This window comes from Nonomuraea sp. NPDC051941, assembly GCF_044593615.1.
Genome location: NZ_JBIUCF010000005.1, coordinates 98,358 through 122,128, shown reverse-complemented (window position 1 = coordinate 122,128; position 23,771 = coordinate 98,358). Strand labels below are relative to the sequence as shown.

General features: G+C 73.5%; 23 protein-coding genes. 10 read left to right on the top strand and 13 right to left on the bottom strand.

Annotated features, from left to right (window positions below; translation table 11 throughout):
- Nucleotides 1-4: 4 nt before the first annotated feature.
- Nucleotides 5-967, bottom strand: coding sequence for a helix-turn-helix transcriptional regulator (locus ACIHFD_RS11650; RefSeq protein ID WP_397366754.1), 963 nt, complete (start codon nt 965-967; stop codon nt 5-7).
- A 63-nt stretch (nt 968-1,030) separates the two neighbouring features.
- On the opposite strand from ACIHFD_RS11650, the gene ACIHFD_RS11645 reads away from it, so the two are divergent.
- The gene (locus ACIHFD_RS11645; RefSeq protein WP_397366753.1) at nt 1,031-2,179 is read left to right on the top strand and encodes an epoxide hydrolase family protein; all 1,149 of its coding nucleotides are present in this window, start codon (nt 1,031-1,033) and stop codon (nt 2,177-2,179) included.
- Here the strand turns inward: ACIHFD_RS11645 and ACIHFD_RS11640 are convergent.
- Complete coding sequence (locus ACIHFD_RS11640; protein WP_397366752.1) at nt 2,176-2,832, bottom strand: potassium channel family protein; 657 nt, start codon at nt 2,830-2,832, stop codon at nt 2,176-2,178. The two genes, ACIHFD_RS11645 and ACIHFD_RS11640, sit on opposite strands and share 4 nt — an antisense overlap.
- A complete protein-coding gene (locus tag ACIHFD_RS11635) occupies nt 2,825-4,165 on the bottom strand; it encodes a TrkH family potassium uptake protein (RefSeq protein WP_397366964.1) in 1,341 nt (446 codons plus the stop codon). The genes ACIHFD_RS11640 and ACIHFD_RS11635 overlap by 8 nt, the downstream gene beginning before the upstream one ends.
- A 225-nt stretch (nt 4,166-4,390) precedes the next feature.
- Between ACIHFD_RS11635 and ACIHFD_RS11630 the strand changes: the two genes are divergently transcribed.
- The 4 genes from ACIHFD_RS11630 (at nt 4,391) to ACIHFD_RS11615 (ending at nt 7,441) form a co-directional block, all read left to right on the top strand.
- On the top strand, nt 4,391-4,834 hold the full coding sequence (locus ACIHFD_RS11630) for a CBS domain-containing protein (RefSeq protein ID WP_350727734.1): 444 nt from the start codon (nt 4,391-4,393) through the stop codon (nt 4,832-4,834).
- Between the two features lie 26 nt (nt 4,835-4,860).
- Complete coding sequence (locus tag ACIHFD_RS11625) at nt 4,861-5,460, top strand: TetR/AcrR family transcriptional regulator (protein WP_397366751.1); 600 nt, start codon at nt 4,861-4,863, stop codon at nt 5,458-5,460.
- A 109-nt stretch (nt 5,461-5,569) separates the two neighbouring features.
- Entirely contained in the window at nt 5,570-7,003 is a 1,434-nt protein-coding gene (locus ACIHFD_RS11620; protein WP_397366750.1) for an MFS transporter, read from the top strand.
- An 87-nt stretch (nt 7,004-7,090) separates the two neighbouring features.
- Complete coding sequence (locus tag ACIHFD_RS11615; RefSeq protein ID WP_363974675.1) at nt 7,091-7,441, top strand: STAS domain-containing protein; 351 nt, start codon at nt 7,091-7,093, stop codon at nt 7,439-7,441.
- A gap of 49 nt (nt 7,442-7,490) precedes the next feature.
- Here the strand turns inward: ACIHFD_RS11615 and ACIHFD_RS11610 are convergent, their stop codons facing one another.
- The 5 genes from ACIHFD_RS11610 to ACIHFD_RS11590 form a co-directional block, all read right to left on the bottom strand.
- Nucleotides 7,491-10,007, bottom strand: coding sequence for a CHAT domain-containing protein (locus tag ACIHFD_RS11610; protein WP_397366749.1), 2,517 nt, complete (start codon nt 10,005-10,007; stop codon nt 7,491-7,493).
- A 55-nt stretch (nt 10,008-10,062) separates the two neighbouring features.
- Nucleotides 10,063-10,566 carry a hypothetical protein gene (locus tag ACIHFD_RS11605; RefSeq protein ID WP_397366747.1) on the bottom strand — a complete coding sequence of 168 codons (504 nt, stop codon included), beginning with the start codon at nt 10,564-10,566 and terminating at the stop codon, nt 10,063-10,065.
- On the bottom strand, nt 10,563-11,168 hold the full coding sequence (locus ACIHFD_RS11600; RefSeq protein ID WP_397366746.1) for an RNA polymerase sigma factor: 606 nt from the start codon (nt 11,166-11,168) through the stop codon (nt 10,563-10,565). Before ACIHFD_RS11600 ends, ACIHFD_RS11605 begins: the two co-directional genes overlap by 4 nt.
- Complete coding sequence (locus ACIHFD_RS11595) at nt 11,168-12,763, bottom strand: S8 family peptidase (RefSeq protein WP_397366744.1); 1,596 nt, start codon at nt 12,761-12,763, stop codon at nt 11,168-11,170. Before ACIHFD_RS11595 ends, ACIHFD_RS11600 begins: the two co-directional genes overlap by 1 nt.
- 79 nt (nt 12,764-12,842) lie before the next feature.
- Nucleotides 12,843-13,580, bottom strand: coding sequence for a phytanoyl-CoA dioxygenase family protein (locus ACIHFD_RS11590; RefSeq protein WP_397366743.1), 738 nt, complete (start codon nt 13,578-13,580; stop codon nt 12,843-12,845).
- A gap of 102 nt (nt 13,581-13,682) precedes the next feature.
- Between ACIHFD_RS11590 and ACIHFD_RS11585 the strand changes: the two genes are divergently transcribed.
- On the top strand, nt 13,683-14,159 hold the full coding sequence (locus tag ACIHFD_RS11585; protein ID WP_397366742.1) for a MarR family winged helix-turn-helix transcriptional regulator: 477 nt from the start codon (nt 13,683-13,685) through the stop codon (nt 14,157-14,159).
- On the opposite strand, the gene ACIHFD_RS11580 is transcribed toward ACIHFD_RS11585, so the two are convergent.
- The 4 genes from ACIHFD_RS11580 to ACIHFD_RS11565 all read right to left on the bottom strand — a co-directional run bounded on the left by ACIHFD_RS11580 (nt 14,119) and on the right by ACIHFD_RS11565 (nt 16,914).
- A complete protein-coding gene (locus ACIHFD_RS11580; RefSeq protein WP_397366741.1) occupies nt 14,119-15,270 on the bottom strand; it encodes an MFS transporter in 1,152 nt (383 codons plus the stop codon). The two genes, ACIHFD_RS11585 and ACIHFD_RS11580, sit on opposite strands and share 41 nt — an antisense overlap.
- Before the next feature lie 84 nt (nt 15,271-15,354).
- Nucleotides 15,355-15,933: a TetR/AcrR family transcriptional regulator gene (locus ACIHFD_RS11575; protein ID WP_397366740.1), complete on the bottom strand. Its 579-nt coding sequence runs from the start codon at nt 15,931-15,933 to the stop codon at nt 15,355-15,357.
- A 48-nt stretch (nt 15,934-15,981) separates the two neighbouring features.
- Nucleotides 15,982-16,353, bottom strand: a complete 372-nt coding sequence (locus tag ACIHFD_RS11570; protein WP_397366739.1) for a hypothetical protein — start codon at nt 16,351-16,353, stop codon at nt 15,982-15,984.
- Between the two features lie 42 nt (nt 16,354-16,395).
- Entirely contained in the window at nt 16,396-16,914 is a 519-nt protein-coding gene (locus tag ACIHFD_RS11565) for a hypothetical protein (protein WP_397366738.1), read from the bottom strand.
- A 277-nt stretch (nt 16,915-17,191) separates the two neighbouring features.
- Here ACIHFD_RS11565 and ACIHFD_RS11560 point away from each other — a divergent pair, with 277 nt between their 5' ends.
- Together ACIHFD_RS11560 and ACIHFD_RS11555 are read left to right on the top strand one after the other, a co-directional pair.
- Entirely contained in the window at nt 17,192-17,449 is a 258-nt protein-coding gene (locus ACIHFD_RS11560) for an acyl carrier protein (RefSeq protein ID WP_394491627.1), read from the top strand.
- A gap of 7 nt (nt 17,450-17,456) precedes the next feature.
- Complete coding sequence (locus ACIHFD_RS11555; RefSeq protein ID WP_397366737.1) at nt 17,457-18,671, top strand: wax ester/triacylglycerol synthase domain-containing protein; 1,215 nt, start codon at nt 17,457-17,459, stop codon at nt 18,669-18,671.
- Nucleotides 18,672-18,693: 22 nt separating this feature from the next.
- Here ACIHFD_RS11555 and ACIHFD_RS11550 read toward each other — a convergent pair whose 3' ends face one another.
- A complete protein-coding gene (locus ACIHFD_RS11550) occupies nt 18,694-20,760 on the bottom strand; it encodes an alpha-galactosidase (RefSeq protein ID WP_397366736.1) in 2,067 nt (688 codons plus the stop codon).
- Nucleotides 20,761-20,832: 72 nt separating this feature from the next.
- Between ACIHFD_RS11550 and ACIHFD_RS11545 the strand changes: the two genes are divergently transcribed.
- Both ACIHFD_RS11545 and ACIHFD_RS11540 read left to right on the top strand, forming a co-directional pair.
- Entirely contained in the window at nt 20,833-21,999 is a 1,167-nt protein-coding gene (locus ACIHFD_RS11545; protein WP_397366735.1) for an ROK family protein, read from the top strand.
- Entirely contained in the window at nt 22,000-23,748 is a 1,749-nt protein-coding gene (locus tag ACIHFD_RS11540; protein ID WP_397366734.1) for a glycoside hydrolase family 36 protein, read from the top strand.
- The last annotated feature ends 23 nt before the right edge of the window (nt 23,749-23,771 follow it).

Genomic DNA, 23,771 nt, shown 5'->3' with positions numbered 1-23,771 from the left:
TACCTTACGCTCGCGAGCCTGCTCTCATGAGGCGGTCGGCGACCTCGCGCAGCACCGGCACCAGCTCGGGCGGGTCGAGCACCTCGAAGTCGAAGCCCTTGGCCGCGACGTGGATCGCCAGCTCCTCCAGCGAGTTGGAGCCGGCCTCGAACAGGCACGTGCGCGCGTCCACCGCCGCCAGCCGCCCGGCCCCCGGCGAGGTGCGCGGCGCGACCGTCTCCATGGGCGCGTGGAAGAGGATGCGCGCCCGGTAGCGGTAGGGCGCGGAGGTGATGGCGCGCGAGACGTACGCGGCCGCGTCCTCCTGGGGCACCGCACGCGGCGTGAACCGGGCTCCCGGCTCCCCCGGGGGATCCTCGATCCGGTCCACCCGGAACGTCCGCCAGTCCTCCTTGGCCACGTCCCACGCCAGCAGGTACCAGCGGCGCGGCGTGTGCACGAGCCGGTGCGGCTCCACCTCGCGCGCCGTGACGCCGTCCCGCCCCCGGTAGCGCAGCCGCAGGCGCCGGTGGTCGCGGCAGGCGGCGGCGAGCCCGGCCAGCACGTCGGCGTTCACCTCCGGGGCCGCTGCGCCCGCCAGCGGCACCGTCGCCGCCTGGAACGCGCTCACCCGGTGCCGCAGCCGCGACGGCAGCACCTGGTGGAGTTTGGCCAGCGCCCGCAGCGCGACCTCCTCCAGCCCGGCGACGCTGCCGGTCGCGGCCGTACGCAGGCTGATCGCCACGGCCACCGCCTCCTCGTCGTCCAGCAGCAGCGGCGGCAGCGCGGCGCCCACGCCGAGCCGGTAGCCGCCGGCCACGCCGGGGGTGGCGTCCACGGGATAGCCGAGCTCGCGCAGCCGCTCGATGTCGCGCCGCACGGTGCGCAGGCCGACCTCCAGCCGTTCGGCCAGCTCGGCGCCGCTCCAATCCATGCGCGACTGGAGCAGGGACAGCAGGCGGAGCAGCCGCGCCGAGGTCTCCAACATGAGGATGATTCTGCCGGACATCGGTGCCAGAACCTGTCACCAATCCCTTCTACTGTCGCGGACATGACGAACAACGGCATCGCCCCCTATCGCATCGACATCCCGCAGGCCGACCTCGACGACCTGCGCGACCGCCTCCGGCGTACGCGCTGGGCCCCCGAGCTGCCCGGCACCGGCTGGGAGCGCGGCGTGCCCACCAGCTACCTGCGCGACCTGGCCGCGTACTGGGCCGACGGCTTCGACTGGCGCGCCCAGGAGGCGGCGCTGAACGCGTACCCGCAGTTCACGACCACGGTCGGCGGCGCGGACGTGCACTTCCTGCACGTCCGCTCCGCCGAGCCGGACGCCACCCCGCTGCTGCTCCTGCACGGCTGGCCCGGCTCGGTCGTCGAGTTCCTCGACGTCATCGGCCCGCTCACCGACCCGGTCGCGCACGGCGGCGCCGCCGAGGACGCCTTCCACCTGGTCATCCCGTCGCTGCCCGGCTACGGCTTCTCCGGCCCGCTGCCCGGCGCCGGCTGGACGGACGGCCGCACGGCGGCCGCGCTCGTGGAGCTGATGTCCCGGATCGGGTACGAGCGGTACGGCGTCCAGGGCGGCGACGTGAGCGCCTTCATCGCTCCCCTGATGGGCCGGGCCGCGCCGGACCACGTCATCGGCGTGCACGTCAACGGGCTGCTCACCTTCCCCGACCCGGCCGTGATGGGCTCGCTGAACGAGGCCGAGCAGGCACGGATGGCCGGGATGCGGGAGTGGCAGGACAAGCTCGGGGCGTACATGCAGCTGCACGGCACCCGGCCGCAGACCATCGCCGCCGCGCTGCACGACTCGCCGGCCGGGCAGCTCGCCTGGATCGTGGAGAAGTTCAAGGACTGGACGGATCCCGAGGCGAAGCTGCCCGAGGACGCCGTGGACCGCGACCGGATCCTCACCGACGTCAGCATCTACTGGTTCACGCAGACGGCGGGGTCGACGGCGCACACGTACTACGAGCGGTTCAACGACTTCAGCGCGTGGGCGCCCAAGGAGCGGGGCACGGTGCCCACCGCGGCGGCCGTCTTCCCGACGGACTTCTCGGTGCGCCCGCTGGCCGATCGGGTGCACAACGTGGTGCGCTGGACGGAGTTCGGCCGCGGGGGCCACTTCGCGGCGCTGGAGACCCCGTACCTGCTGGTGACGGACCTGCGCGAGTTCTTCGGCCGGCTCCGCTAGGGCAGCTCGGCGAAGCGCTCGACCTGCTCGGTCCGGCCGGAGACGAGGACGACGTCGCCGTAGGACAGCTCGGTCTCGGCGGTGGCGTAGGTGAACTCCTCGCCCGGCGCCTTGACCGCCACGATGGTGACGCCGTACTTGCGGCGCAGGTTGGAGCGGCCGAGGGGGACGCCGACGTATTCCTTGGGCGGGGTGGTCTTGGCCAGCGCGAAGTCCTCGTCCACCTGCATGTAGTCGAGCATGCGCCCGCTCACCAGGTGGGCCACCCGCTCCCCCATGTCGTGCTCGGGGAAGACGACGTGGTGGGCGCCGATGCGGCTCAGGATCCGGCCGTGCTGGGTGCTGATCGCCTTGGCCCAGATGTCGTTGATCTCCAGCTCGACCAGCAGCGACGTGGTGAGGATGCTGGCCTCGATGTCGCCGCCGACGGCCACCACCGCCTGGTAGAAGTCGGGCACGCCGAGCTGGCGCAGCGCCTCCATGTCGGTGGCGTCCGCGGTCGCGATCTGCGTGATCCGCCCGGCCAGGCTCTGCGTGACCTTGGGCCGGTGGTCGATGGCCAGGACCTCGGTGCCGCGCCGGGTCAGCTCCAGCGCCAGCGACGTGCCGAACCGGCCGAGGCCGATGACCACGACGGGGTTGTTGTCAGCCAACGATGACTCGCTCCTCGGGTAGCTCGTAATGTCGGGAGCGCTGGTTGAGCGCCAGCGCGGAGCCCATGGTGAGCGGGCCGATCCTGCCGATGAACATCAGCACCGTCAGCAGCAGGTGACCGGCCATGCCCAGGCTCGGGGTGATGCCGGTGCTCAGCCCCGCCGTGCCGAACGCCGCGACCACCTCGAACAGCACCTGGTCCAGGCCGTGCGGGGTGAGCGCGAGCAGCACGTACGTGGACGCGGCGACCAGCGTGACGCCCAGCACCGTGATCGTGACGGCCTGGCGCTGCGTGGCCTCGGGGAGCCTGCGATGGCCGATGTTGACCCGGCTCTCGCCGCGCACCTCGGCCCAGACGACGAACGCCAGCAGCCCGAACGTGGTCACCTTGAGCCCGCCCGCCGTGCCCGCGCTGCCGCCGCCGATGAACATCAGCACGTCGGTGGCCAGCCAGCTCGACGGGTACATCTGGGAGATGTCCAGGGTGTTGAACCCGGCCGAGCGCGGCATGACCGCGGCGAAGAACGCGGCCAGCAGCTTGCCGGGATCGTCGAGCGCGCCCAGCGTGCGGGGGTTGCGCCACTCGGTCATCAGGAAGACCAGGGTGCCCAGCACCAGCAGGGTGACGCTCACGCCCACGGTGACCCTGGTCAGCACGCTCCACTTGCGCGGGTGGCGCCAGGAGCGGGCCAGCTCGAACACCACGGGGAAGCCGAGCCCGCCGACGATGACCGCGAGCGCGATGGTCAGGCAGATCCACGGGTCGGCGACGAACCGCATGAGGTTGTCCGGCCAGAGCGCGAACCCGGCGTTGTTGAAGGCCGTGACCGCGTGGAAGGCGCCCAGGTAGGCGGCCCGGGCCAGCGGCTCGCCGTACCCGATGGCGAACCGGGCGGTGAGCACGACGGCGGCGACGACCTCGCACACGAGGCTGAACAGGACCACCTTGCGCACGACGCGGCGCACGTCGCTCATGCTCAGCGTCTTGGTCTCCGCCTGCGCCGCGATCCTGGCCCGCAGCCCGAGCCGGCCGGAGACGAGCAGGGTGAACAGGGTGGCCATCGTCATGATCCCCAGCCCGCCCACCTGCACGAGCCCCGCGATCACCACCTCCCCGAACACCGACCAGTGCGACTCGGTGTCCACGATCACCAGCCCGGTGACGCAGACGGCCGAGGTGGCGGTGAACAGGGCCACGACCCAGTCGGCGGGCGCGCGCTCGGTGGTGGCGATCGGGAGGGTCAGCAGCACGGTGCCGATCCCGATGGCCAGCACGAACCCGGCGGCCACGACCTGCGCCGGATGCCGGAAACGGGTCAAGAACGACGGCATCATGCTCATCACCTGGCCCCGCCACACAGGTCACGCATCGAGAGCGCCTCCCCCCGTCGAACCCCAGCCGAAATCCCAGCCGACCAGACTTCCCGGCGCACCGCGCACTACCGTAACAGGCCCGGGTGACGCCGGCGCATTTACGCGTCCTTGACGCGAACCCCACGCGCCCTTGACGACCCGGCGGCGGTGGGGGCGACGTAGGCTGGGCGCCGGAGGCCACTGATGCGCGCACGCGATCTCGCCGTCGACTTCCCGACGGTCACTCTGGACACCCCGGCGCTGGAAGCCGCGAAGCTCCTGGCGGAGCAGGACCTGCCGGGGCTCATCCTCGTCGACCCGGACGGGCGCCCCCTCAGCATCCTGCCCGGCACCCAGGTGCTGCGGCTGGCGGTGCCCGCCTACTGCCAGGACGACCCGGCGCTGGCCCGGGTGGTGGACGAGGCCCACGCCGACCTGTTCCTGCGGCGGCTCGGGGGCAGGACCGTGCGGGAGTGCCTGCCCGAGCAGCCGAAGGAGCTGCCGGTCGCCGACCTGAAGGCGACCGTGCTGGAGCTGGCGGCGTTGATGGCGCGCACGCGCAGCCCGCTGGTGGCCGTGGTCGACGGGGGCCGGCTGGTGGGGGCGGTCACGCTGCAGTCGCTGCTGGACCACGTGCTGGAGCTGTGACCCGCGCGGCGTCGTAGGCTGGTCGCATGGCCAAGACCGCGGCACGACAGCCCGTACCCGCCCGGCGCGCGGACGCCGAGCGCAACATCGCCGCGATCCTCGAAGCAGGCACCAGGTTGCTCAGCGCCGACCCCACGGCCAGCGTGGCGGACGTCGCCAAGGCCGCCGGGGTGGGCAGGGTGACGCTGTACGGCCACTTCCCGTCGCGGGAGGCGCTCGTGGACGCGGTGCTCGACCACGCGGTCGAGGTGGCGGACGCGGTGCTGGCGGACGACTCGCTCGACACGGCCCCCGCGCCCGAGGCCATGGCGCGGCTGCTGCGCTCGTCGTGGGAGGTGCTCGACCGGCACCGCCGGCTGTTCCTGGCCGCCGACCGGGTGCTGGCCACGGAGCGGATCAGGGAGCACCACGAAAGGCCGCTGCGGCGGGTGGAGCGGCTCATCGTGCGCGGGCAGCGCACGGGCGAGTTCCGTACGGACCTGCCGTCGGGGTGGCTGGTGACGACGTTCTTCTCGATCATCCACGCCGCCGCGCAGGAGCGTGAGGCGGGGCGGCTCGCGCCCGAGGAGGTCGAGCTGGTGCTGACCAGGACGATGCTCTCGCTGCTCGCCCCCACCCGGCCGTAACCCTACCGGCCCTGACCGCGGGCTCCCGCGGGCCCTCAGCATGCCCTACCCACGTATGGTTCATGCGTGCTAACTTGAACATCAGTGTTCAAGTTAAGGAGGGTATCCGATGAGCCTTGATACGGCTCCCGCCGGGCGACGCACCGGCGGATGGGGTGTGCTGGTGCTGCTGTGCCTGGCCCAGTTCATGCTGATCGTGGACATCACGGTCGTACAGGTCGCCTTGCCGACCATCGGCGTGGACCTCGCGCTCGACCGCGAGTCCCTCACCTGGGTCGTGACCACGTACACGCTCTGCTTCGGCGGGCTGATGGTGCTCGGCGGGCGGCTCGCGGACGCGCTGGGCGCGCGCCGCACGCTCCTGGCGGGCCTGGGGCTGTTCACGGCGGCCTCGCTGCTGTGCGGGCTGGCCGGCAGCGGCGCCGCGCTCATCGCCGGGCGGGCGCTGCAGGGGGTCGGCGCGTCGCTGCTCTCCCCCGCCGCGCTGGCCGTGATCACCACCACCTTCACGGGTGAGCGGCGCGGCCGGGCGCTCGGCGTCTGGGCGGCCATCGGCGGCACCGGAGCGGCCCTGGGCGTGCTGGTCGGCGGCGTGCTGACCGCCGGGCCGGGATGGTCGTGGGTGTTCTTCGTCAACGTCCCCATCGGGCTGGTGGTGCTGGCGGCCGTGCCCGCCCTGGTGCCGCCCGCGCGCGGGCGGGGCGAGCGGGTCGACGTGCCCGGCGCGCTGGTGGTCACGCTGGCGACGGCGCTGCTGATCTACGGGCTGGTGACGGCGGGCGACGCCGGCTGGGGCGCGGCGGGCACGGTGCTGCCGCTGGCCGGGTCGGTGCTGCTGTACGTCCTGTTCGTGGTGGTCGAGCGGTCGGTACGGTCACCGCTGATGCGCGCCGAGACCCTGGCCAGGCGGCCGGTGATCTCGGGGACGTTCGTCATGCTGATGGCGACGGGGCTGATGCTGGGGCTGTTCTTCCTCAGCTCGCTCTACCTCCAGCACGTGCTGAAGTTCAGCGCGCTGGAGACGGGCCTGCTCTTCCTGCCCGTGGCGATCGCGATCACCATCGGGGCGCAGCTCGGCGGGCATCTCATCGGCAGGATCGGCGGGCGGCCGGTGGCGGTGGCGTCCTTCGTGCTGACCGCGGCGGGGGCGGCGCTGATGACGCGCATCTCACCGGACGCGAGCGCGTACACCACGCTGCTTCCGGGCTTCGTCCTGGCGGCGCTGGGCATCGGGCCGGCGTTCGTGACGGCCACCACGACGACCATGGCGAACATCCCGCCCGGCGAGAACGGCGTGGCGTCCGGCGTCATCAACACCTTCCACGAGCTCGGCGGCTCGATCGGCGTGGCCGCCGTCTCGACGGTCGCCGCGTCGAGCCTCGCACCCGGCTCGGCGGGAGGCGTCGGAGGTTTCGTCGCGGGGCTCACGCTGTGCGCCGTCGTCGCGGTGGTCGCGGCGGCCGTCTCGCTGGGGCTGGTGCCGCCGGGCCGACCGGCCGCGGCGTTCGTCGGCCACGGCCACGGTCACGGTCACGGTCACTGAAGAAAAACCGGGATATCGCCAACGTCTCCGGCGCATTATCCTTCATTGATGGTCAACTTAAGCCGGGCGAGAGCGGTGAAGGCATAGATGCCGCGACTGAGGCTGGCGCACCAGCAACTGCCCGGCGTGACCGTGATCGCCGTGATCGGTGAGATGGACGCCGCCAACCGCGCCCAGCTCGAGGCGTACATCGCGCAGGTCCAGCCGGCGCCCGCGGGGAGGCTGGTGTTCGACCTGTCGGAGGTGCCGTTCATGGACAGCTCGGGTCTGCACGTGCTGCTGACCTGCGCCACCAACTGCCTCAAGGACGGCGGCGCGGTCCACCTGGCCGCCGTCCAGCGCATGCCCGCCCGGCTCTTCGAGTTGACCGGCGTCATCGCCCACGTGCCCGTGCACGACACGGTCGAGGGTGCCATCACCGCCGCCCTGGCCTCCTAGGAACGCTCCACCCGGGCGGGCTCCGGCTGCCCGGCCGAACCTCCCATGATCAGCCGGCGCCGAAGCACATGAACGTGGCGGCGGGCTCCCCCGCCGACGCGGCCGCCAGCGCGTCGGCCGGGGCCGCGCCCTCGGCCACGCCCCGGTGGTAGGCCGTCATGACCGCCTCGGCGACGTGGTCCGGCACCCGGGTGGGGCTGGAGATGACGGTGGACGTGCCCAGATGGAGCAGCGCCGCGGTGAAGCCGAGCAGCTCGTCCCCCGCCCGCACCACCGCCTGGCCCACGTCGCACGCCGACAGGACGACGTGCCCGGGAGCCCTGCCGAGCCGCTGCAGGTCGTACGCCATGAGCGGCCCGTCGGCCAGGTCCAGGCGGGAAAAGAACACGTTCTCGCGCTCGTGGTGCCCGTGCGCGGCGAAATGGGCGAGGGACGCGCCGTCCAGCGCCTCCAGCGTGGCCGACACGGTGGCCAGCCCGCCGCTGAGCCGGCGCGCCTTGGGGTGCACGGCCGCGAGCCGCCCGACCTCCGTCTCGGCGTGGTCCAGGCCGGGTCCGGCGACCAGGACGGGCGGGCCGTCGGGCCCGTACGGCGCCCGCCCGCGCCCGGCCGACAGCCACACCAGCGCGGACGGCGCCACCACCAGGGGGCGGCCGCGCAGGTCGGGCAGCAGGCCCCAGGGCACGGCGGACAGGCCCATCGTCGGGATGACGACGATCCCCCGCGCGCCGGACAACACCTGCCGCAGGGGCGCCATGACCGCGTCGGTGATGGTCGCCAGCTGCCGCCGGACGGACGCCTCGATCACCTCTCTTAGCGCGGGTCGCAGGGTGCGTCCGGCCTGCGCGTTGAGGTCTCCGGCCAGTCGGCGGGCGGCCTCGGCGACCGGTTCGTACGCGCTGAGCTCGTACAGGTGGCACCGGCCGCGCACGAGCACCAGCGCCAGCAGCCTGCCCCCGACGTTGAGCAGGCTGACCATGGCATCGTCGCCGGCCGCCAGCGCCTCCTCGACCGCGCCGACGGGAGCGGGGGCCAGGCCGGGGCCGACGCCGGGGAGCTGCCAGCCGCGTTCCCTGATCACCTGCTCCAGCTCCAGGCAGCGCCTGCGCAGCCCGGGCCGCCGGCGTCCCGCGGCCTCGTCGGCGCGCATCCGCTCGGCGAGCTGGCGCAGCTCGGCCAGCGCCTCGGCGGTCGCGGGGTCCTCGGGGGCGCGCGTCGGCCGGTGGCGGAACGCCTGCGCCCTGCACCGCTCCGACCAGGCGAACACCTGCCTGGCCGACCCGCCGGCCAGCGCCGTGGTGAGCCCGTACGCGGCCAGGTCCGCGCCGAGCGCGGCGACGCCGGTCAGCAGGTCGAGGCTGCCCAGCCGGCCGCGGTGCGAGTGCACGAGCGCCAGCCCGGCTCGCACCCGGCGCAGCGCCAGGCCCCGCTCCCCGTGCGCGCCCGCGAGCTCGGCGGCGGCGAGATGCCGCATCAGCCGCACCTCCAACGACGCCCTCCGCGACCCCGCACCCCCTCCCGACGCGGCGGCTGTTGGTTCGGGGAGGCGGCCGGCGGCGATCAGGGCCCTGACCGAGACCAGCCGGGCCAGCTCAGCGTCGTCCGCCATGTCGAACGCCGCGAACCCCGCCGACAGCTCCGCCGCCCGCCTGGCCACCCGCCCCGCCGCGCCCGCCTCCTCGCCGCGCAGGCGCATGAGTGCCGCGCGCAGCGCCCACGCCGTGCTCCCCCGGCGCCCGAAGTGCGTCTCCGCGCGCCGCGCCCGGGCGCGCGCCTCGGCGAACCGGCCCGCGTCGAGCGCGCACTGCGCCCGGGCCAGCTCCGCCTCGGCGTAGTCCTGCATCAGGCGCTGCCTGCGGAACCCGTCGATGGCCCGGTCGAGCACGCGCCCCGCCTCGTCCGTCAGGCCGACCGCCAGCAGCGCCCTGGCGCGGTCGAGCGCGAGCACCGGGCGGAAGCCGGGGTTGACGTCCTCGTAGAGCCGGTCCACGCGGGCGAACACGGCCAGCGCCGCCGGCACGTCGCCGAGCAGCAGGTCGCAGTAGCCGTCGTTGTGCAGCGCCTTGGCGGCGATCACCTCGTGCCCGTGGGCGTGCGCGAGCTGCGCGCTGCGGCGCGCGTCGTCCCTGGCCAGGCGGATCCGGCCGGCCATGAGGTGGATGACCGACCGGTTGAGCAGCACCCTGGCCAGCTCGACCCGGTCGCCGTCGGCGAGCAGGGGCGCGGCGATGTCCAGCTCCCGGAGCGCCTCGGTGCCGGCGCCCATGCGCAGGTGCATCAGGCCGCGCTGGGCGTGCACGATGGCCAGCTCGGCCGGTGGCGCGCGGCGCTGGGCCCGGTCGAGCAGCTCCATCCCGAGCTCGGTCCGCCCCTGCTCGGCCTCGGCGTGCGCGAGGCTGGTGAGCACCCGGGCGACCAGGCCGGCAGACCCGTCGCGGTCCTCGGCCGCGGAACCGACGGCAGTCGCCGATTCGAGCAGGGTGAGGGCCCGGCGGAGTCTGCGGGCGGCCAGGGCCGGGCGGCCGTCGTCGGTCGCCTCGACGCTGAGCCGGTGCAGGCGTTCCACTCGCTCCCGGAGCGACGCTGCACGCCCGCTGTCCCGCAATCGCGCCTCGCGGTGGTCAGAGAATGAGTGAGGGCGTCACCGCCAGTATCGTCGCCCGCGCCGGATCGTCCAGTCCCTGGCGCACCACGAGTTGCGACAGGCCACGCGGCACCGCGTCCAGGACGAAGCGGCCCTGGTCGTCGGCCCTGACCGTGCGCGGGCCCTCGCCGGTGCGCAGCTCGACCAGGTGGTCGCCCGGCGGCGCGAGCCAGCCGTCCACGCGCACGGCGTCCTCGTCCCGCGCGGTCACGCTGATCATGATCGTGAGGACCTCGCTGTCGAAGGTGATCGTACGGCTGTCCTCACCGCCCCGGACGTCCGCCGGCAGCGGGGCCTCCTCCTGCGGGCGGAGGATCTCGAAGTCCAGCTCGGGGGATTCGAGGGCCAGGGCGAACTGCAGGCGTTCGACCAGCGTGGCGGGGACCGGGTCGACGGTGCGGTAGACGTCGGCGATGTCCTCGACGAGGAGCTGGTCCTCGGCGGTGAAGGGGGGAGGGTCGGTCCCGTCGGCCGTGTTCATCGGGGGCTCCAATCGGGGTCCTTCGCGAGCAGGCGGCGTAGCTTCGCGAAGCACCGGCCGCGCGTGGGTCCGATGCTGCCCATCGGCATGCCCAGAGCGGCGGCCACGGCGTCGTAGTGCGGACGAGGCACGAAGGCGATGATCCTGAGCAGCTCGGCGCACCGTTGGGGCAGGCTCTCGACGGCCTGCCAGAGCGCGCGCCGCCGCTCGTCGTGCACGAGGAGCTCGTCCGGCGTCAGCACGGGGTCGGGCAGCTCCTCGAACGCGTCGTCGCCCGGCAGGTCGTCCTTGCGCGAGGAGGCGCTGACCCGCCACGCCTCGCGCCGGGCGGTGGTGACGAGCCATTCGATCAGCGCGCCCGGCGCCGAGATGGTGTGCAGGTGGCGCAGCAGGATCAGCCAGGTCGTCTGGACGACGTCCTCGGCCGCCTGCGGGCTGAGGCCCTGGTTCCTGGCGGTGTGCCAGAGCACGGGCGTCAGCTCGGCGACGATGGCGTCCAGCGCGCCGCTCTTGCCCTCCCGGGCCTCGACCAGCAGGGCGGCCAGCCGGTCGCGGCGCCGGCCGGGAGCGGGCGCGCGTTCGAGTGCGGGGTCGCCGGTCATCAGATAGGGACGATTTCCGGCCGCACGGCCTTGTCGTCGACCATCGCGTCGACGACCTGCCTGGCCCGCTGGACGGGATCGACGCCGACCTGGCCGAGGGTCTTGGTGAGCTCGGCGGCGATGGTGCCGGCGACGATCGGGGCGGCGAACGACGTACCGCTCCAGCCGCAGAACGGCCCCACGGCGTCGCAGTCGAGCGAGGCGCGCTCGCCCGTGGTGAGCATCGCGTTCTGGGCGCCGCTGAACTTCGGCGGGAACGTGCTGACCACCATCGCGCCCGGAGCGCGCCACCGGACGGCGGGGTGCTCGTTGCTGAAGATGGCGATCGTGCTGTCGGGGTTCTTGGCGGCGACGCCCAGCATGGGTGCCAGCGGCGGGCCGGGCACGGCCGTCTCGGACAGCGCGGCGAGGTAGAACGGCCTGGTCGTGGCGTAGTTGCCGGCGGCGTTGACCACGATGACGCCGCGCGCCCGCAGCTGGTTGACCTTGTCGAACAGCGCCTGCATGGCCGGGTCGCCCGCCTCGGAGAAGCCGCCGAAGGAGCAGCACAGCACGTCCACGGCGGTGCCGGAGGCCATGAGCGCCAGCAGCCGGTCGAGCGCCGCGTGCACGGCCTCGAGGGGGACCACGCCGTCGCTGTGCATGACCTTGTACATGAGCACGCGGGCGTCCGGCGCGATCTGCGCGACGAGGCCGGCGAGCATGAGGCCGTGCCCGGTGTGGGAGTTCAGTACGCCGATGAGCGGGTTGGGCAGCTCGCCGAGGTCCTCGTAGCCGACGAGCTTGGCGACGTCGCGGCCCTGGTAGGCGGGGTGGGAGTCCTCGATGAGCTGCTGCCCGGCCGGATCGACGGTGAGGAAGGCGTCGGGGTCGGTCACCGGCCTGAACCAGGGGTGCTCCGTCACGCCGGTGTCCAGCGTGACCACCGTGATCCTGCGCCCGCCGAGCTGGGCGAGCGACCTGCGGCGCGGCGGCCCCGCCACCACGGTCACGGGCACGCGTCCATACCCTGGCCGGGCGCTCGTCTGCGGCTCCTCGATCACGGCGTGGCCGCTGGTGGCGGGCTCGCCGCCCAGGCTGAGCGAGCCGATGCCGCTCGTGGCCGAGCCCACAAACAGGTGGTCCAGCGAGATCGTGGCGAGCACCGCCTTGAACGGCCACCCGTCGGACTCGGCGCGCAGCGCCCTGCGCACGACGCGGAGGGCGCGCCAGGCGTCGACGTCGACGTCCTGCGCCTCCTTCTGGATCTCCAGCACGCCGGGCAGCCAGACGGTCTCGCGCCCGTAATCCCGCTCGCGGGCGTGCCTGACGCTGACCGGCGAGAGCTCCAGCCGGATCCCGGACAGCGCCCGGTTGATCCAGGAGACCACCTCGTCGGAGCGGAGCGCCTGCCCGGGGAAGAGCAGCACGTCCGAACGGTAGACCGTGGAGTCGGGGCGGCGCTCGCCCGGGTCGAGGGGGACGCCCCAGGGGTCGAGGATCCTGGCGCCGTGCCGGTCCAGGATCTCGCGGGGAAGCGTGATGCCCTGCCAGGGCGGCCCGAATCGTTCGGAGCCGCCCGATGCAGCTGGTTCGCGGATGTAGTCGATGCTCATCTCACCGTCTCCGTTCTTCCCTCTGTGGCGTACGAGAGCGGCGCCCCCGCCTCGATACGAGAGGTCGATAACGGAATGGTCACGATCCCGTCGGGTCGATCCCGCGGAGCATCATGCCCTGGCCCGGGGAACGGTGGACGTCGTCGGCGGGCTGGTCCTCGGGGTCGCGGTACTGGATGAGCAGGGTCGTACGCGCCTCGTCCGCCCGGTTGACCCCGGACCCGTGCACGGTGAGATAGCTGAGGAACAGCACGTCCCCGGCCTCCGCCTCGACCGGGACCGCGGCCTCCAGCGGCCACTCCGCGAGCGGCAGGTGCCACCCGCCCGCCTCGAGGTGCGGGAGCGGCCCGTAGCGGTGGCTGCCCGGCACGACGCGCACGCACCCCTTCTCCTCGGGCGCGGCGTCGAAGTGGAAGATCGCCGCACCCATGGTGTGGCGGGTGTGCGGGAAGTGCGCGGCGTCCTGGTGCATGGGGAACGGCGAGCCCTTCTCGGCGGGCTTGACGAAGATCTTGGTGTGGTGGAGCTGCACGTTCTCCGAGCCCATCAGGGCCGCGGCGACGTCGGTGAAGCGCGGATCCACCATGAGCCGGGCGAAGGCGGCCGAGTGGAACTGCGCGTCGTGGCAGTGCCGCAGCTCGGTCCCCGCCCCGCCGATCTCCCGCGCGCTCCCCCACGTGGGGTCCGTCGGGCGCAGCCGCGCGAGCACCGCGTGACACTCCTCCCGGTACGCCCGCGCCTCCGCCGCGCCGAGCAGCCCTTTGACCAGCAGGTAGCCGTTGTCCTGGTAGAACCGCACCATCGCCGAATCGGTCATCGCACTCTCCCGCGCGTCCGCCCCGTGCCGTCCCTCCGAGTGATTCCCACTCCTGCGGGTGCGCTCGCAGCCGTGGCCGCGCGGGTGCGGGAGACTGGTGGGGTGACCACCGAGAACGCCGATCGCCCCGGTCCGCCCGTGACCAGCCCCTCGATCGTCCTGCTCACGCTGGCGCGCCGCATCGAGACCGAGCTGGCCGCCGCCCTGGCCCCGCTCGACCTCACGGTCAGCCGGCTGGGCCTGCTCGGTCACATATCCGGCGTGCCCGGGGTGTCGTTCAGCGAGCTGGCGCGGATGTCGGGGACGACGGTCCAGAGCGTGCACACCGCGGTGAAGGCGCTGGTCGCGGCGGGGCTGGCGCGCGACAGCACGGCCCGCGCCGGGTCGGCGTCGACGATCGAGCTGACGCCCGAAGGCGCGCGCATGCTCGAGGCGGCCACAGGCGCGGTGTCCCGGGTGGACGACCTGCTGTTCGGGCCGGAGGCCGACCCGATCCAGCGCCAGATCGCCGACGCCGTCCACGCCGCCTTCGCGGGGGTCAGGCCGGTACGCGGGAGCGACGCCAGGCGTACGAGCTGACCGCGATGCCCGCCACCGTGACCACGGCGGCCACGACGTAGAGGGAGCGCAGCCCGAGCCCGCCGTCGATGACGCGCCCGCCGAGCCAGGCGGCGAACGCGGCGGCCAGCTGGTAGGCGGAGGCGTTCACCGCCATCGCCAGGGTGGGCGCCGCCGAGGCGGTGGCCAGCACGCGCGCCTGCATGCCGGGGATGACCGCGAACCCCGCCGCGCCCAGCACGAACACCATGACCGCCGTCACCGCCGTGCTGCCGCTCCCGGCCCACATGAGGACGAGCACCGCCGCGAGCACACCCAGCAGCCCGAGCTGCGCGGCCATCGGCGCCCGGTCCGACAGCCGGCCGCCGAGAAAGTTGCCCACGGCCGCGCCCACCCCGTACACCAGCAGCAGGGCCGCCACCGCGCCTCCGGCGAAGCCGCTGACGTCCGTGACCAGGGGCGCGAAGAAGGTGAACACCATGAGCAGCCCCGCGTTGCCCACGGCCGTGACCGCGATGGCGAGCCGCACGTCCCGGTCGCGGAAGACGCGCAGCTCGCTCACGGCCGAGCCCCCGCCGGACGGCTCGCGCACGTCCGGCACCAACCGCGCGACCAGCGCGAACCCGGCCGCGCAGCACGCCGCGACCACCAGGAACGTGGCCCGCCAGCCGTGGGCGTTCCCGATGAACGTGCCGATCGGCGCGCCCAGGATCATCGACAGGTTCATGCCGAAGACGAGCTTGGAGACGGTGGACGCCTGCTTGCCCGGCGCGGCGGTGGAGACCGCGATGACGATCGCGTTGGCGAAGAACGTGGACGTCACCAGCGACGTGACGACCCGGGCCGCGAAGAGCACGCCGTACGCGGGGGCGAGCGCGGAGGCCAGGTTCCCGGCGATCGTGATCCCGAGCAGCACCAGGATGAGCGGCTTGCGCGGGAAGCGGGCGGTGAGGGCCGTCAGCACGGGCCCGCCGACGATCATCCCGATGGCGTACGCCGTCACCAGCAGCCCGGCGGCCGGGATCGAGACGGCCAGGTCGGTGGCGATGCCCGGGAGGATGCCGGCGATGACGAACTCGCCGGTCGTTATCCCGAACACGCACCACATCAGCGAGGGCACACTGAGCCTCATCGATCTTCGCTCTCTTTCTTTACAGATCAGTACAGAACTAGGGCGGCAAAAAGGCCGCGGCTCCATGAACCGCGGCCGGGGCTGCTACAGGGCGGCGACGGCCCCGTCGACGACGTCGAGGAGGGCGGCCCGATCGTCGGTGACCTTGGCGAGCACGCGCAGGCCGTAGTAGGCGCTCTGGAACGCCCGCGCCACCTGCCGCGGCGACCGGTCCGACGACAGCTCGCCCGTGCTCTGGCCGATCTCGACCAGCCGCTGGAGCGCCTGCTCCAGGTCGGTGAACTGCCGCCGCACCAGCCCCGCGACCGCCTCGGTGCGCCCGCCGGCCTCGGTGGCGGCGTTGAGCGCCAGGCAGCCGCGCCGGCCCGGGTCCGCCATGTCGGCGTCGATCACGCCGAGCATGAGGTCCCTGAGCCGGGCGCGCACCGACCCGGGCTCGGCCAGCATCGCCAGTTGCGCCTCGGCCTTGGTCTCGGCGTAGCGGCGGATCGCCTCCTCGTAGAGGCGGTGCTTGCTGCCGAAGGCGTTGTAGAGGCTGCCGCGGCCGAGCCCGGTGCGCTCGCACAGGTCCTGGGTGGAGGTCGCCTCGTACCCCTTCTCCCAGAAGACCTCCATCGCGGCGTCGACGACCGCCCGATCACTGAACTCCCGTGGCCTGCCCATGGGAGGAGGCTAGCGGATTTTGTACAGACCAGTAAAGAACTGTCCGGGCTACGGCGTGGTGGCGCAGAACTCGCCGCTCAGGGTGCTGACGCGCATGCATACCTCGTCTCCGCTGACCAGCACCGCAGCGGGCCGGAAGTCCCCTTCGAGCGCCGTGCCGGAGGTGGACGTCGTCAGAGAGCCGGGGGTCAGGACATCGTTCACAATGAAGGTGAAGACGGCCGTGGCCGGCGCGGGCTGGATCTCGAACCAGTAGAAGCGGTCGCCGGGCACCCCGCGGACTTCCTGGCAGACAGGCGTTTCCGGCAGGCAGGTGATCGCCGCCTGAGCCGGAGGCGATCCCCCGAGCGAGAGGATCCCGGCGGCCACCGATACGGCGAGGGCGCGGAGCATGTTCGTCACCTTTTCTTCAGAGATCATCGAAGCCTCCCAGCCGATGATCTCTGAAGAGGAGGCGGCGGGCTACCGGGCGTCGATCCGCTGGCAGAGGCCGTAGACGAACCGGGCGCGGTAGGTGGCGCCGCCGTGGGCGAAGTCGACCGCCCAGTGCTGCGGGGCCTGGCCCTCCTGATGGACGGCGCCGGGGAAGCTCGCGGCGACGTCGGCGACCACGCAGCTCCAGGGCGCCAGCTCGGCGAAGGACAGCGTCCTGGGGTCACCGGGGCGGACGAACCACTGGTTCCACGTCTCGCCGCCGGGCCCGTACAGGACCTCGAACTCCAGGCCGGGCCAGGACGGCAGGGCCCAGCGGGACACGCCGCAGGTCAGGCTGCCCACGGCGGTCGTGCCCTCGTACACGGGGCGGCCGAGCAGCGGCCGGAGCGTCTTCGGCGCCCTCGGCGAGTGGAGCATCCTCGTCCACTGGGCGTGCGCGGCCCGCAGCTCCGCCCTGGTCGCGCCCATGACCCGGAGCGCGTCCTCGACCCGCGCGGGGTTGAGATCGCGCATCCGGTGCATCAGGGACAGTTCAAACTGCCGCACGCCGAATCGCACACCCCCGTTCTACCTGCTCCCGGCGTTGCACGAGGCATCGGGCGGGTGCCCTTTCCTACCATCGGCGGGTGACCATGGCGCGCCCCGTCCCAGGCTGCCGGGCCGCCCTCAAGGCCGGAGCGGACGTCGCGACCCGGCTCGGCCCGCTGATCGACTAGTCCAGGGCCGTTCTTGACCGGACACGAGGACTCCGGCGCCGCCCCGGCCTCCCACGCGGCGACATGCTGGGACCCCCGACAGACCCCCGACGGAGAGGCGAGGACTCTTGTCCGAGGAAGACATCCTGCGGCTCGTACGCCAGTACTGCGCCGAGATCTACGTCGTCGACCCGGCGGCCGTCACCCCGCAGACGACGTTCGTGGACGATCTCGAGTCCGACAGCATGAGCGTGCTCGAACTGCGGGCGGCGCTGGGCGGCCACGGGCTGGACATCGACCCCTCCGACTTCACGATGGAGATGACGGTCGGCGACGTCGCCCGGCTGGCGCACCGTTCGTACCTCGCGCGGCAAACGGCCGGTTAGCCCGGTCATGCGAGCTGCTGGGGCCGTACCGCTGACCGGGTCGGACCGGCTCTTTCTCGGCGAGGTCGGCTCGGCCCGAGACCACCGGCTGCACATCGCCCTCGCGGCGCGGATGCCCGGCCCGGCCCCCGACTCCTGGGAGTTGCGGCGGCGGGTCGCCGAGGCGGCCGCGCGGGCGCCGGTCCTGACCTACCGGCTGGCCCGCGAGGAGTGGGAGCCGGATCCCGCCTTCGACCCGGCCTGCCACGTCGTGGAGTACCGGGTGGCGCCGGGTCGTGACGTGGGCGCGGCCGTGGTGGACGCCGTCAGGGAGAACCGGCTGCTGCCCGAGCACCCGCTGTGGAGCCTGATGGTCGTGCACGGGTACGCCGCGGACGAGCACATCCTGTGCTACCGCGTGCACCACGCCTTCCAGGACGGCGTGGGGGCGGCCCGGATCGCGACGCGGGCCGTGCTGCTGGGCAGGACCGTCCCGGCGCCCGATCCGAACGTGGCGGTGCGGGCGCCGGCCATGGCCCGGATACGGCTGCTCGCCACGGCGGCCCGGCTGGCGGCCCCGTCGGCGCGGCTCAGACCGCCCCCGGGCAGGACCGGCAGGTCGGGGGCGCGGACGTTCTTCCTGCGGCTCGACCTCGCCGCCTTCCGCGAGATCGCCGCCGCGACCGGCGCGAGCGTCCCGCAGGTCGGCCTGGCCGTGCTGGCCGGCGCCCTGCGGGCCTGGAACCCGGCCCACTGGCGGAAGGCGGGCCGCCGGGGCACGACCGTCTCCTTCCCGCTCAACCTGAACGGCCGCCTGCGCGACGGTGGCCTGGGCAACGGCGCGACCACCATGCCGGTCGTCCTGCCCTGCGCCGAGCCCGCGGCGCGCGAGCGGCTGCGCGGGGTCATGGAGCAGACGAGCTTCGAGCGGATGGCCGTCTACCGGCGCGACCGCTATCCCGTCAAGGCCCCGGCGGTGGTGTTCCGGCTGCTCAGGTGGCTCGTGCCGAAGGCGTTCCCGGGCCGGATGACGGTGAGCGTCATCGGGGTGAACCTGCCCCTGGACGGCTGCTTCGCCGTCCCGCCCACGTACGACACCGGCGGAGGGGCCGTGTCGATGGTCTACAGCGACACGACCGTGGTCGTCTCCTGCGTCCTGTCCGCCGCGCTCGCGCACGGCGACCGGCTCCCGCGCCTGATGGAGGAGTCCCTCGAGGAGCTGCGGCGGGAGGTCACCCGGTGATCCGGCCCAGTGATCCGACGGGTCAGCAGGCGCGCAGGCGCAGGAGGGCGCTGGTGTAGCCGCCCCCGGGCGTCAGCGGCGGCAGGCCGCGGGACATCAGCACCGCGCCGTGGTGCACCGCGCCGGTGTCCTCGTCCCGGTAGCGGCCGTCCGGGTCGAGCCCGGCCAGGCGGAGCGGGGCGATCGGCGTGCCGAACGCGACGGGCCCGTGCCAGGCGAGCACCACCACCCGGTCCCCGTGCACGTACTGCACTCCGTACGGAAGCCGCCACAACCGCCCGAACTGCACGACGGGCCGGATGTCCTTGTAGACGGCCACCAGCTCGGCCGCCTCGGACAGCTCGGCCTCGCTCCAGCGGGCGAGGTCGCCGCCGAGCCCGAGCGCCCCGGCCATGGCCACGTGGAAGCGGAAGCGGAGCGGGACCGCCCGCCCGGTGAGCGGGTTCGGGCTGTCGGTGACCCAGGCGGCCATGGCCCGGGCCGGGTACACCTGGCTGAATCCGCGCTGGATCGCGATGCGGTCGTGGGCGTCGGTGTTGTCGGAGGCCCACACCTGGTCGGTGCGGGCCAGGATGCCCAGGTCGGTACGGCCGCCGCCGCCCGCGCACGCCTCGATGCGCAGGTGCGGGTGGTCGGCGCGGAGCCGGTCCATGATCGAGTAGACGGCCCTGACGTGGTCGATCCAGAGCCGGTCCTGGTCCGGGTCGCCGGGCCGGCCCGCCTCGGTGAAGGCGCGGTTGAAGTCCCACTTCAGGAAGTCGACGGCGTGCTCGGAGACCAGCTTGTGCAGCCATTTGTGCGCCCAGTCGGCGACGTCCGGCCGGGCGAAGTTCAGCACGAGCTGGTTGCGCAGCAGCGTGCGGGAGCGGCCCGGCATGTGCAGGACCCAGTCGGGGTTGGCGCGGTAGAGGTCGCTGTCGGGGTTGACCATCTCGGGCTCGACCCACAGGCCGAAGCGCATGCCGAGCCGGTGCACCTCGTCGATGAGCGGGCTCAGCCCGTCGGGGAAGCGCTCCTCGTTGACCCACCAGTCGCCGAGCCCCGCGCTGTCGCCGGTGCGCCCGCCGAACCAGGCGTCGTCCATCACGAACAGCTCCACGCCCGCCCGGGCGGCCAGCCGGGCGAGGTCGCGCTGGTTGGCCTCGTTCACGTCGAACCCGACGGCCTCCCAGGCGTTGTAGACGACCGGGCGCGGCTCGTCCGGCCGGGGCAGCACGTGCCTGGCGATGTGGTCGTGCCAGCGCCGGCTGGCCTCGCCGAACCCGTCGGGCGCGTACACGCCGGCGAACACCGGCGTCACCCACTCCTCGCCCGGCTCCAGCCGCCAGGTGAGGCCCTCGTGGCCGAACCCGCCGGTCCAGCTCGCCCGCCCGGAGGGCGTCCGCGTGAGCGTGACGCGCCAGCTCCCGCTCCAGGCCAGCGCGCAGCTCCACACCTCGCCGTACCGCTCGCCCGCGTCGCCGCCGTCGATCATGAGCCAGGGGTTCGCGTGGTGGCTGGTCACCCCGCGCCTGCTGGTCAGCGTCGTCTCCCCCACGGCCAGCTCGGTACGGCCCAGCGCGTGCTCCGAGCTCCAGCCGCCCGTGACGTGGCTGAGCCGGTAGCCCTCCAGCGCCGGAACGCTCCAGGCCGCCGAGTCGCACCGCAGCACGGTCACCGGCACCCGCGGCCGCAGCACGGTCCAGCGCTCGATCACGTCGCTGTCCTCGTGCACCCGGTAGTGCAGCTCGACCAGGAGCGGATGGCGGCGGTCGGAGAAGCGCAGCGTCAGGTGGCCCCTGTCAATGTCGTGGCCGTCGTGCCGCCACTCGATCCCCCGGTCGCCGCCCGGGAGGACGACCTGCAGCGACGGCGTCTCGAACCGTGCCCCCACCTCGGAGACCAGCTCCTCCTCGCCCGCCGTGCTGTCGAAGCTGCTGGCCCCGGACGTGGTGGGGCCGGGGAGGCTGGCGGCCTGCTCGGCGGTCAGCGCGGGGCCCCAGTGCAGGCAGCGGGGGGCGTCGTCGTCCGCGAGGGCCACGACGTAGCTCGTGCCCGGGGTACGCAGCAGCCACCTGCGGCTGGAGGCGTCGAAAGTCACCGATCGCATGCCCCGGAGCCTAGGCACGACCCCGCTCGAATTCAATTCTTGACGAAGTTAATTACTGCTACTATCGCACTCATGCACCCTCGGCTCACCTCGACCCCCGCGGCGGCGACCGTGTTCACCATGGTGCTGACGCAGGGGCCGGTCTCCCGGGTGGAGATCGCCAGGCGGAGCGGGCTGTCGTCCGCCGCCGTCACCAAGGCCGCCCGGCCGTTCATCGAGGCGGGCTACCTGGAGGAGCTGGAGGCCACCGAGCGCACGGCGCCGGGTGCGGGCCGCCCGGCCAGCCCGCTCTCCATCAGGCCGGAGCGGGAGTTCTTCTGCGGGGTGAAGATCACCCACGAGGAGCTCATCGGCGTGGTCACCGACCTGCGCGCGCAGCCGCTGGTCTCGGCGCACCGCCCGCTGGCCACGACGTCGGCCGAGGGTGTGGTCTCGGCGCTGGCCGAGCTGGTCGCCGAGCTGCTGGCCACCGACCCGGCCTACGGCGAGCGCTGCCACGCGCTGGGCCTGGCCGTGTCGGGCGACGTCGACAAGGCCCACGGGGTGGTGCGCTACTCCCCTTTCCTGCAGTGGCACCAGGTGCCGCTGGCGCGGCTGGCCGCCGAGGCCACGGGCCTGGTCGTCACGATCGACAACGACGTCAAGTCGCTCACCGTGGCCGAGCAGTGGTTCGGCGACGGGGTGGGCACGTCGTCGTTCGCGCTGGTCACGGTGGGGGTTGGGATAGGGTGCGGGCTGGTGGTCAACGACCGGGTGGTGGCCGGCGCGCACGGGGTGGCCGGGGAGATCGGCCACATCCCCGTCGGGGGTGACGAGCCCGAGTGCCACTGCGGCGGGCGCGGCTGCGTCGAGGCCATCGCCGGCACGGCGCCCCTGCTGGCGGCCGCGCGCGCGGCGTCCGGCGACGCGTCGCTGACCGTGGACGCGGCCATCGACGCCGCCCACGCGGGCGATCCGGCGGTGCGCGAGGTGTTCGCCCGCGCGGGGCACGCCATCGGGCTGGCCATGGCCGCGATGGCCAACCTGTTCGGGCCCGAGCGGATCATCGTGACCGGGGACGTGCCGGGGCTGGCCTCGTACGGGCTGTTCGAGGAGCAGCTCAACCGGTCGTTCGCGGCCCAGGCGTTCGGCGCGGCCGCCGACTGCCGCCTGCTGCTGCGCCCGCGATCGTTCGAGCAGTGGGCCCGCGGCGCCGCCGCGGTCGCCATCCAGCAGCACTTCGCGCTCCAGGGAGACTGAGTGACCGCAGCGCCCGGCATTTGGCAGCCGCACGATCGAGCGTTCGAGCAGCCGGAGGAGGTGCGGATCGAGGCCGCGGGGCTCGCGTTCGAGTGCTCGGCGGCGGCCGTGCTCACCTGCACGGCCGCCGAGCCGTCCCCGGGCGTCCTGGAGCTGCGCGTCGTCCCCGACCGGACCGCGGACGTGCGGGTGGCCTGGCGGGTGCCGTGCGTGGACGCGACCGCGTTCTGGGCCGCCGACGGCGGCGAGCACCGGGGGCTGCCGCCGTTCTGGCGCCGTCCCCGCGTGGCGGCGCTGGAGAAGAACGCGCCCGTCGGCTGCCTGGTGGGCGCCGGTGACGTGGCGCTGTGCGCCTACGCCGCGGGCGAGGTGGTCAGGCCCGTGCGGACGCGTACCGGGGTGGTGGAGGAGACCGGCGAGTTCGGGTTCTGGGTGGAGCACGAGGCCGAGCCGGACACGGGGCTCGTGCTGCGGCTCGACCTCACCCGGCGGCACTTCGCGACCACGCTGGCGGAGGTGGCGGACTGGTGGCGCGCGCTGCACGGCCCGGTCGCCGACGTGCCGCGGGCGGCGCGGATGCCCGCGTACTCGACCTGGTACGCCATGCAGCAGCACGTCAGCGCCGAGAGCGTGGAGCGGCAGGCGGGGCCGGCGGCCGAGCTGGGCTGCGAGGCGATCATCGTGGACGACGGCTGGCACAGCGACGACCGGGGGCGCGGGTACGGCTATGTCGGCGAGTGGGAGCCATCCCCCACCACATTCCCCGATATTTCGGGACACGTGGCCAAGGTGCGGGGCGCGGGACTGGCCTACCTGCTCTGGTACGCCCTGCCGTTCGTCGGCCGCCACACGGCGCTCTGGGAGCAGGTGCGGGGGTACACGCTGGCGTACAAGGAGCACATGAACGCCGCCGTCGTCGACCCCCGCTACCCGCACGTCCGCGACCTGATCGCCGGCCACCTCACCCGGGCGGTCACGGAGTGGGGCATGGACGGCCTCAAGATCGACTTCATCGACCAGTTCGCCGTGGAGGACCCGCCCGAGCCCGGCCCCGAGGCCGACTGCCGGACGGTGAACGAGGGCGTGCGCCGGCTCCTGGCGCAGCTGCCGCGTGACTGCCTGGTCGAGCTGCGGCAGCCGTACGTGAGCCCGGGTCTGTGGCCGTACGCCACGATGGTGCGCGCCTCCGACTGCCCGCTCAGCCCGGCGCACAACCGGCAGCGCACGGTGGACCTGCGGCTGATCGCGGGACCCCTGGCCGTGCACGCGGACATGCTGATGTGGCACCCGGACGAGCGGCCCGAGCACGTCGCCACGCAGCTCGTCAACGTGCTCTTCTCGGTGCCGCAGATCTCGGTGGACCTGACCGCGCAGACGCCTGAGCAGCGCGAGGTGCTGCGGTTCTGGCTGGGCTTCTTCCGGGAGCACGCCGAGGTGCTGCAGCGCGGCTCCTTCGAGCCCGCGCGGCCCGACCTGGGCTACCCGCAGGTCACGGCCCACTCGGGCGACACGGTGATCACGGCCCGGTACGCGCCGATGCCGGTGGCCGCGCCCGCCACCGGCACGCTCTGGCTGGCCAACGGCGACGCCTCCACCGACGTGCTGCTGCGGGTGCCCGACTCGGGTACGGCCCACGCCACGATCCTCGACTGCCGCGGCCGCACCGTCACCGAGGGCAACCTGCCCCTGCGCCCCGGCATCGCCCAGGTCAACGTCCCCGTGGGTGGCCTGCTCCGACTGACCCGCTAGCGGGTCAGGTTGTAGGCGCAGCC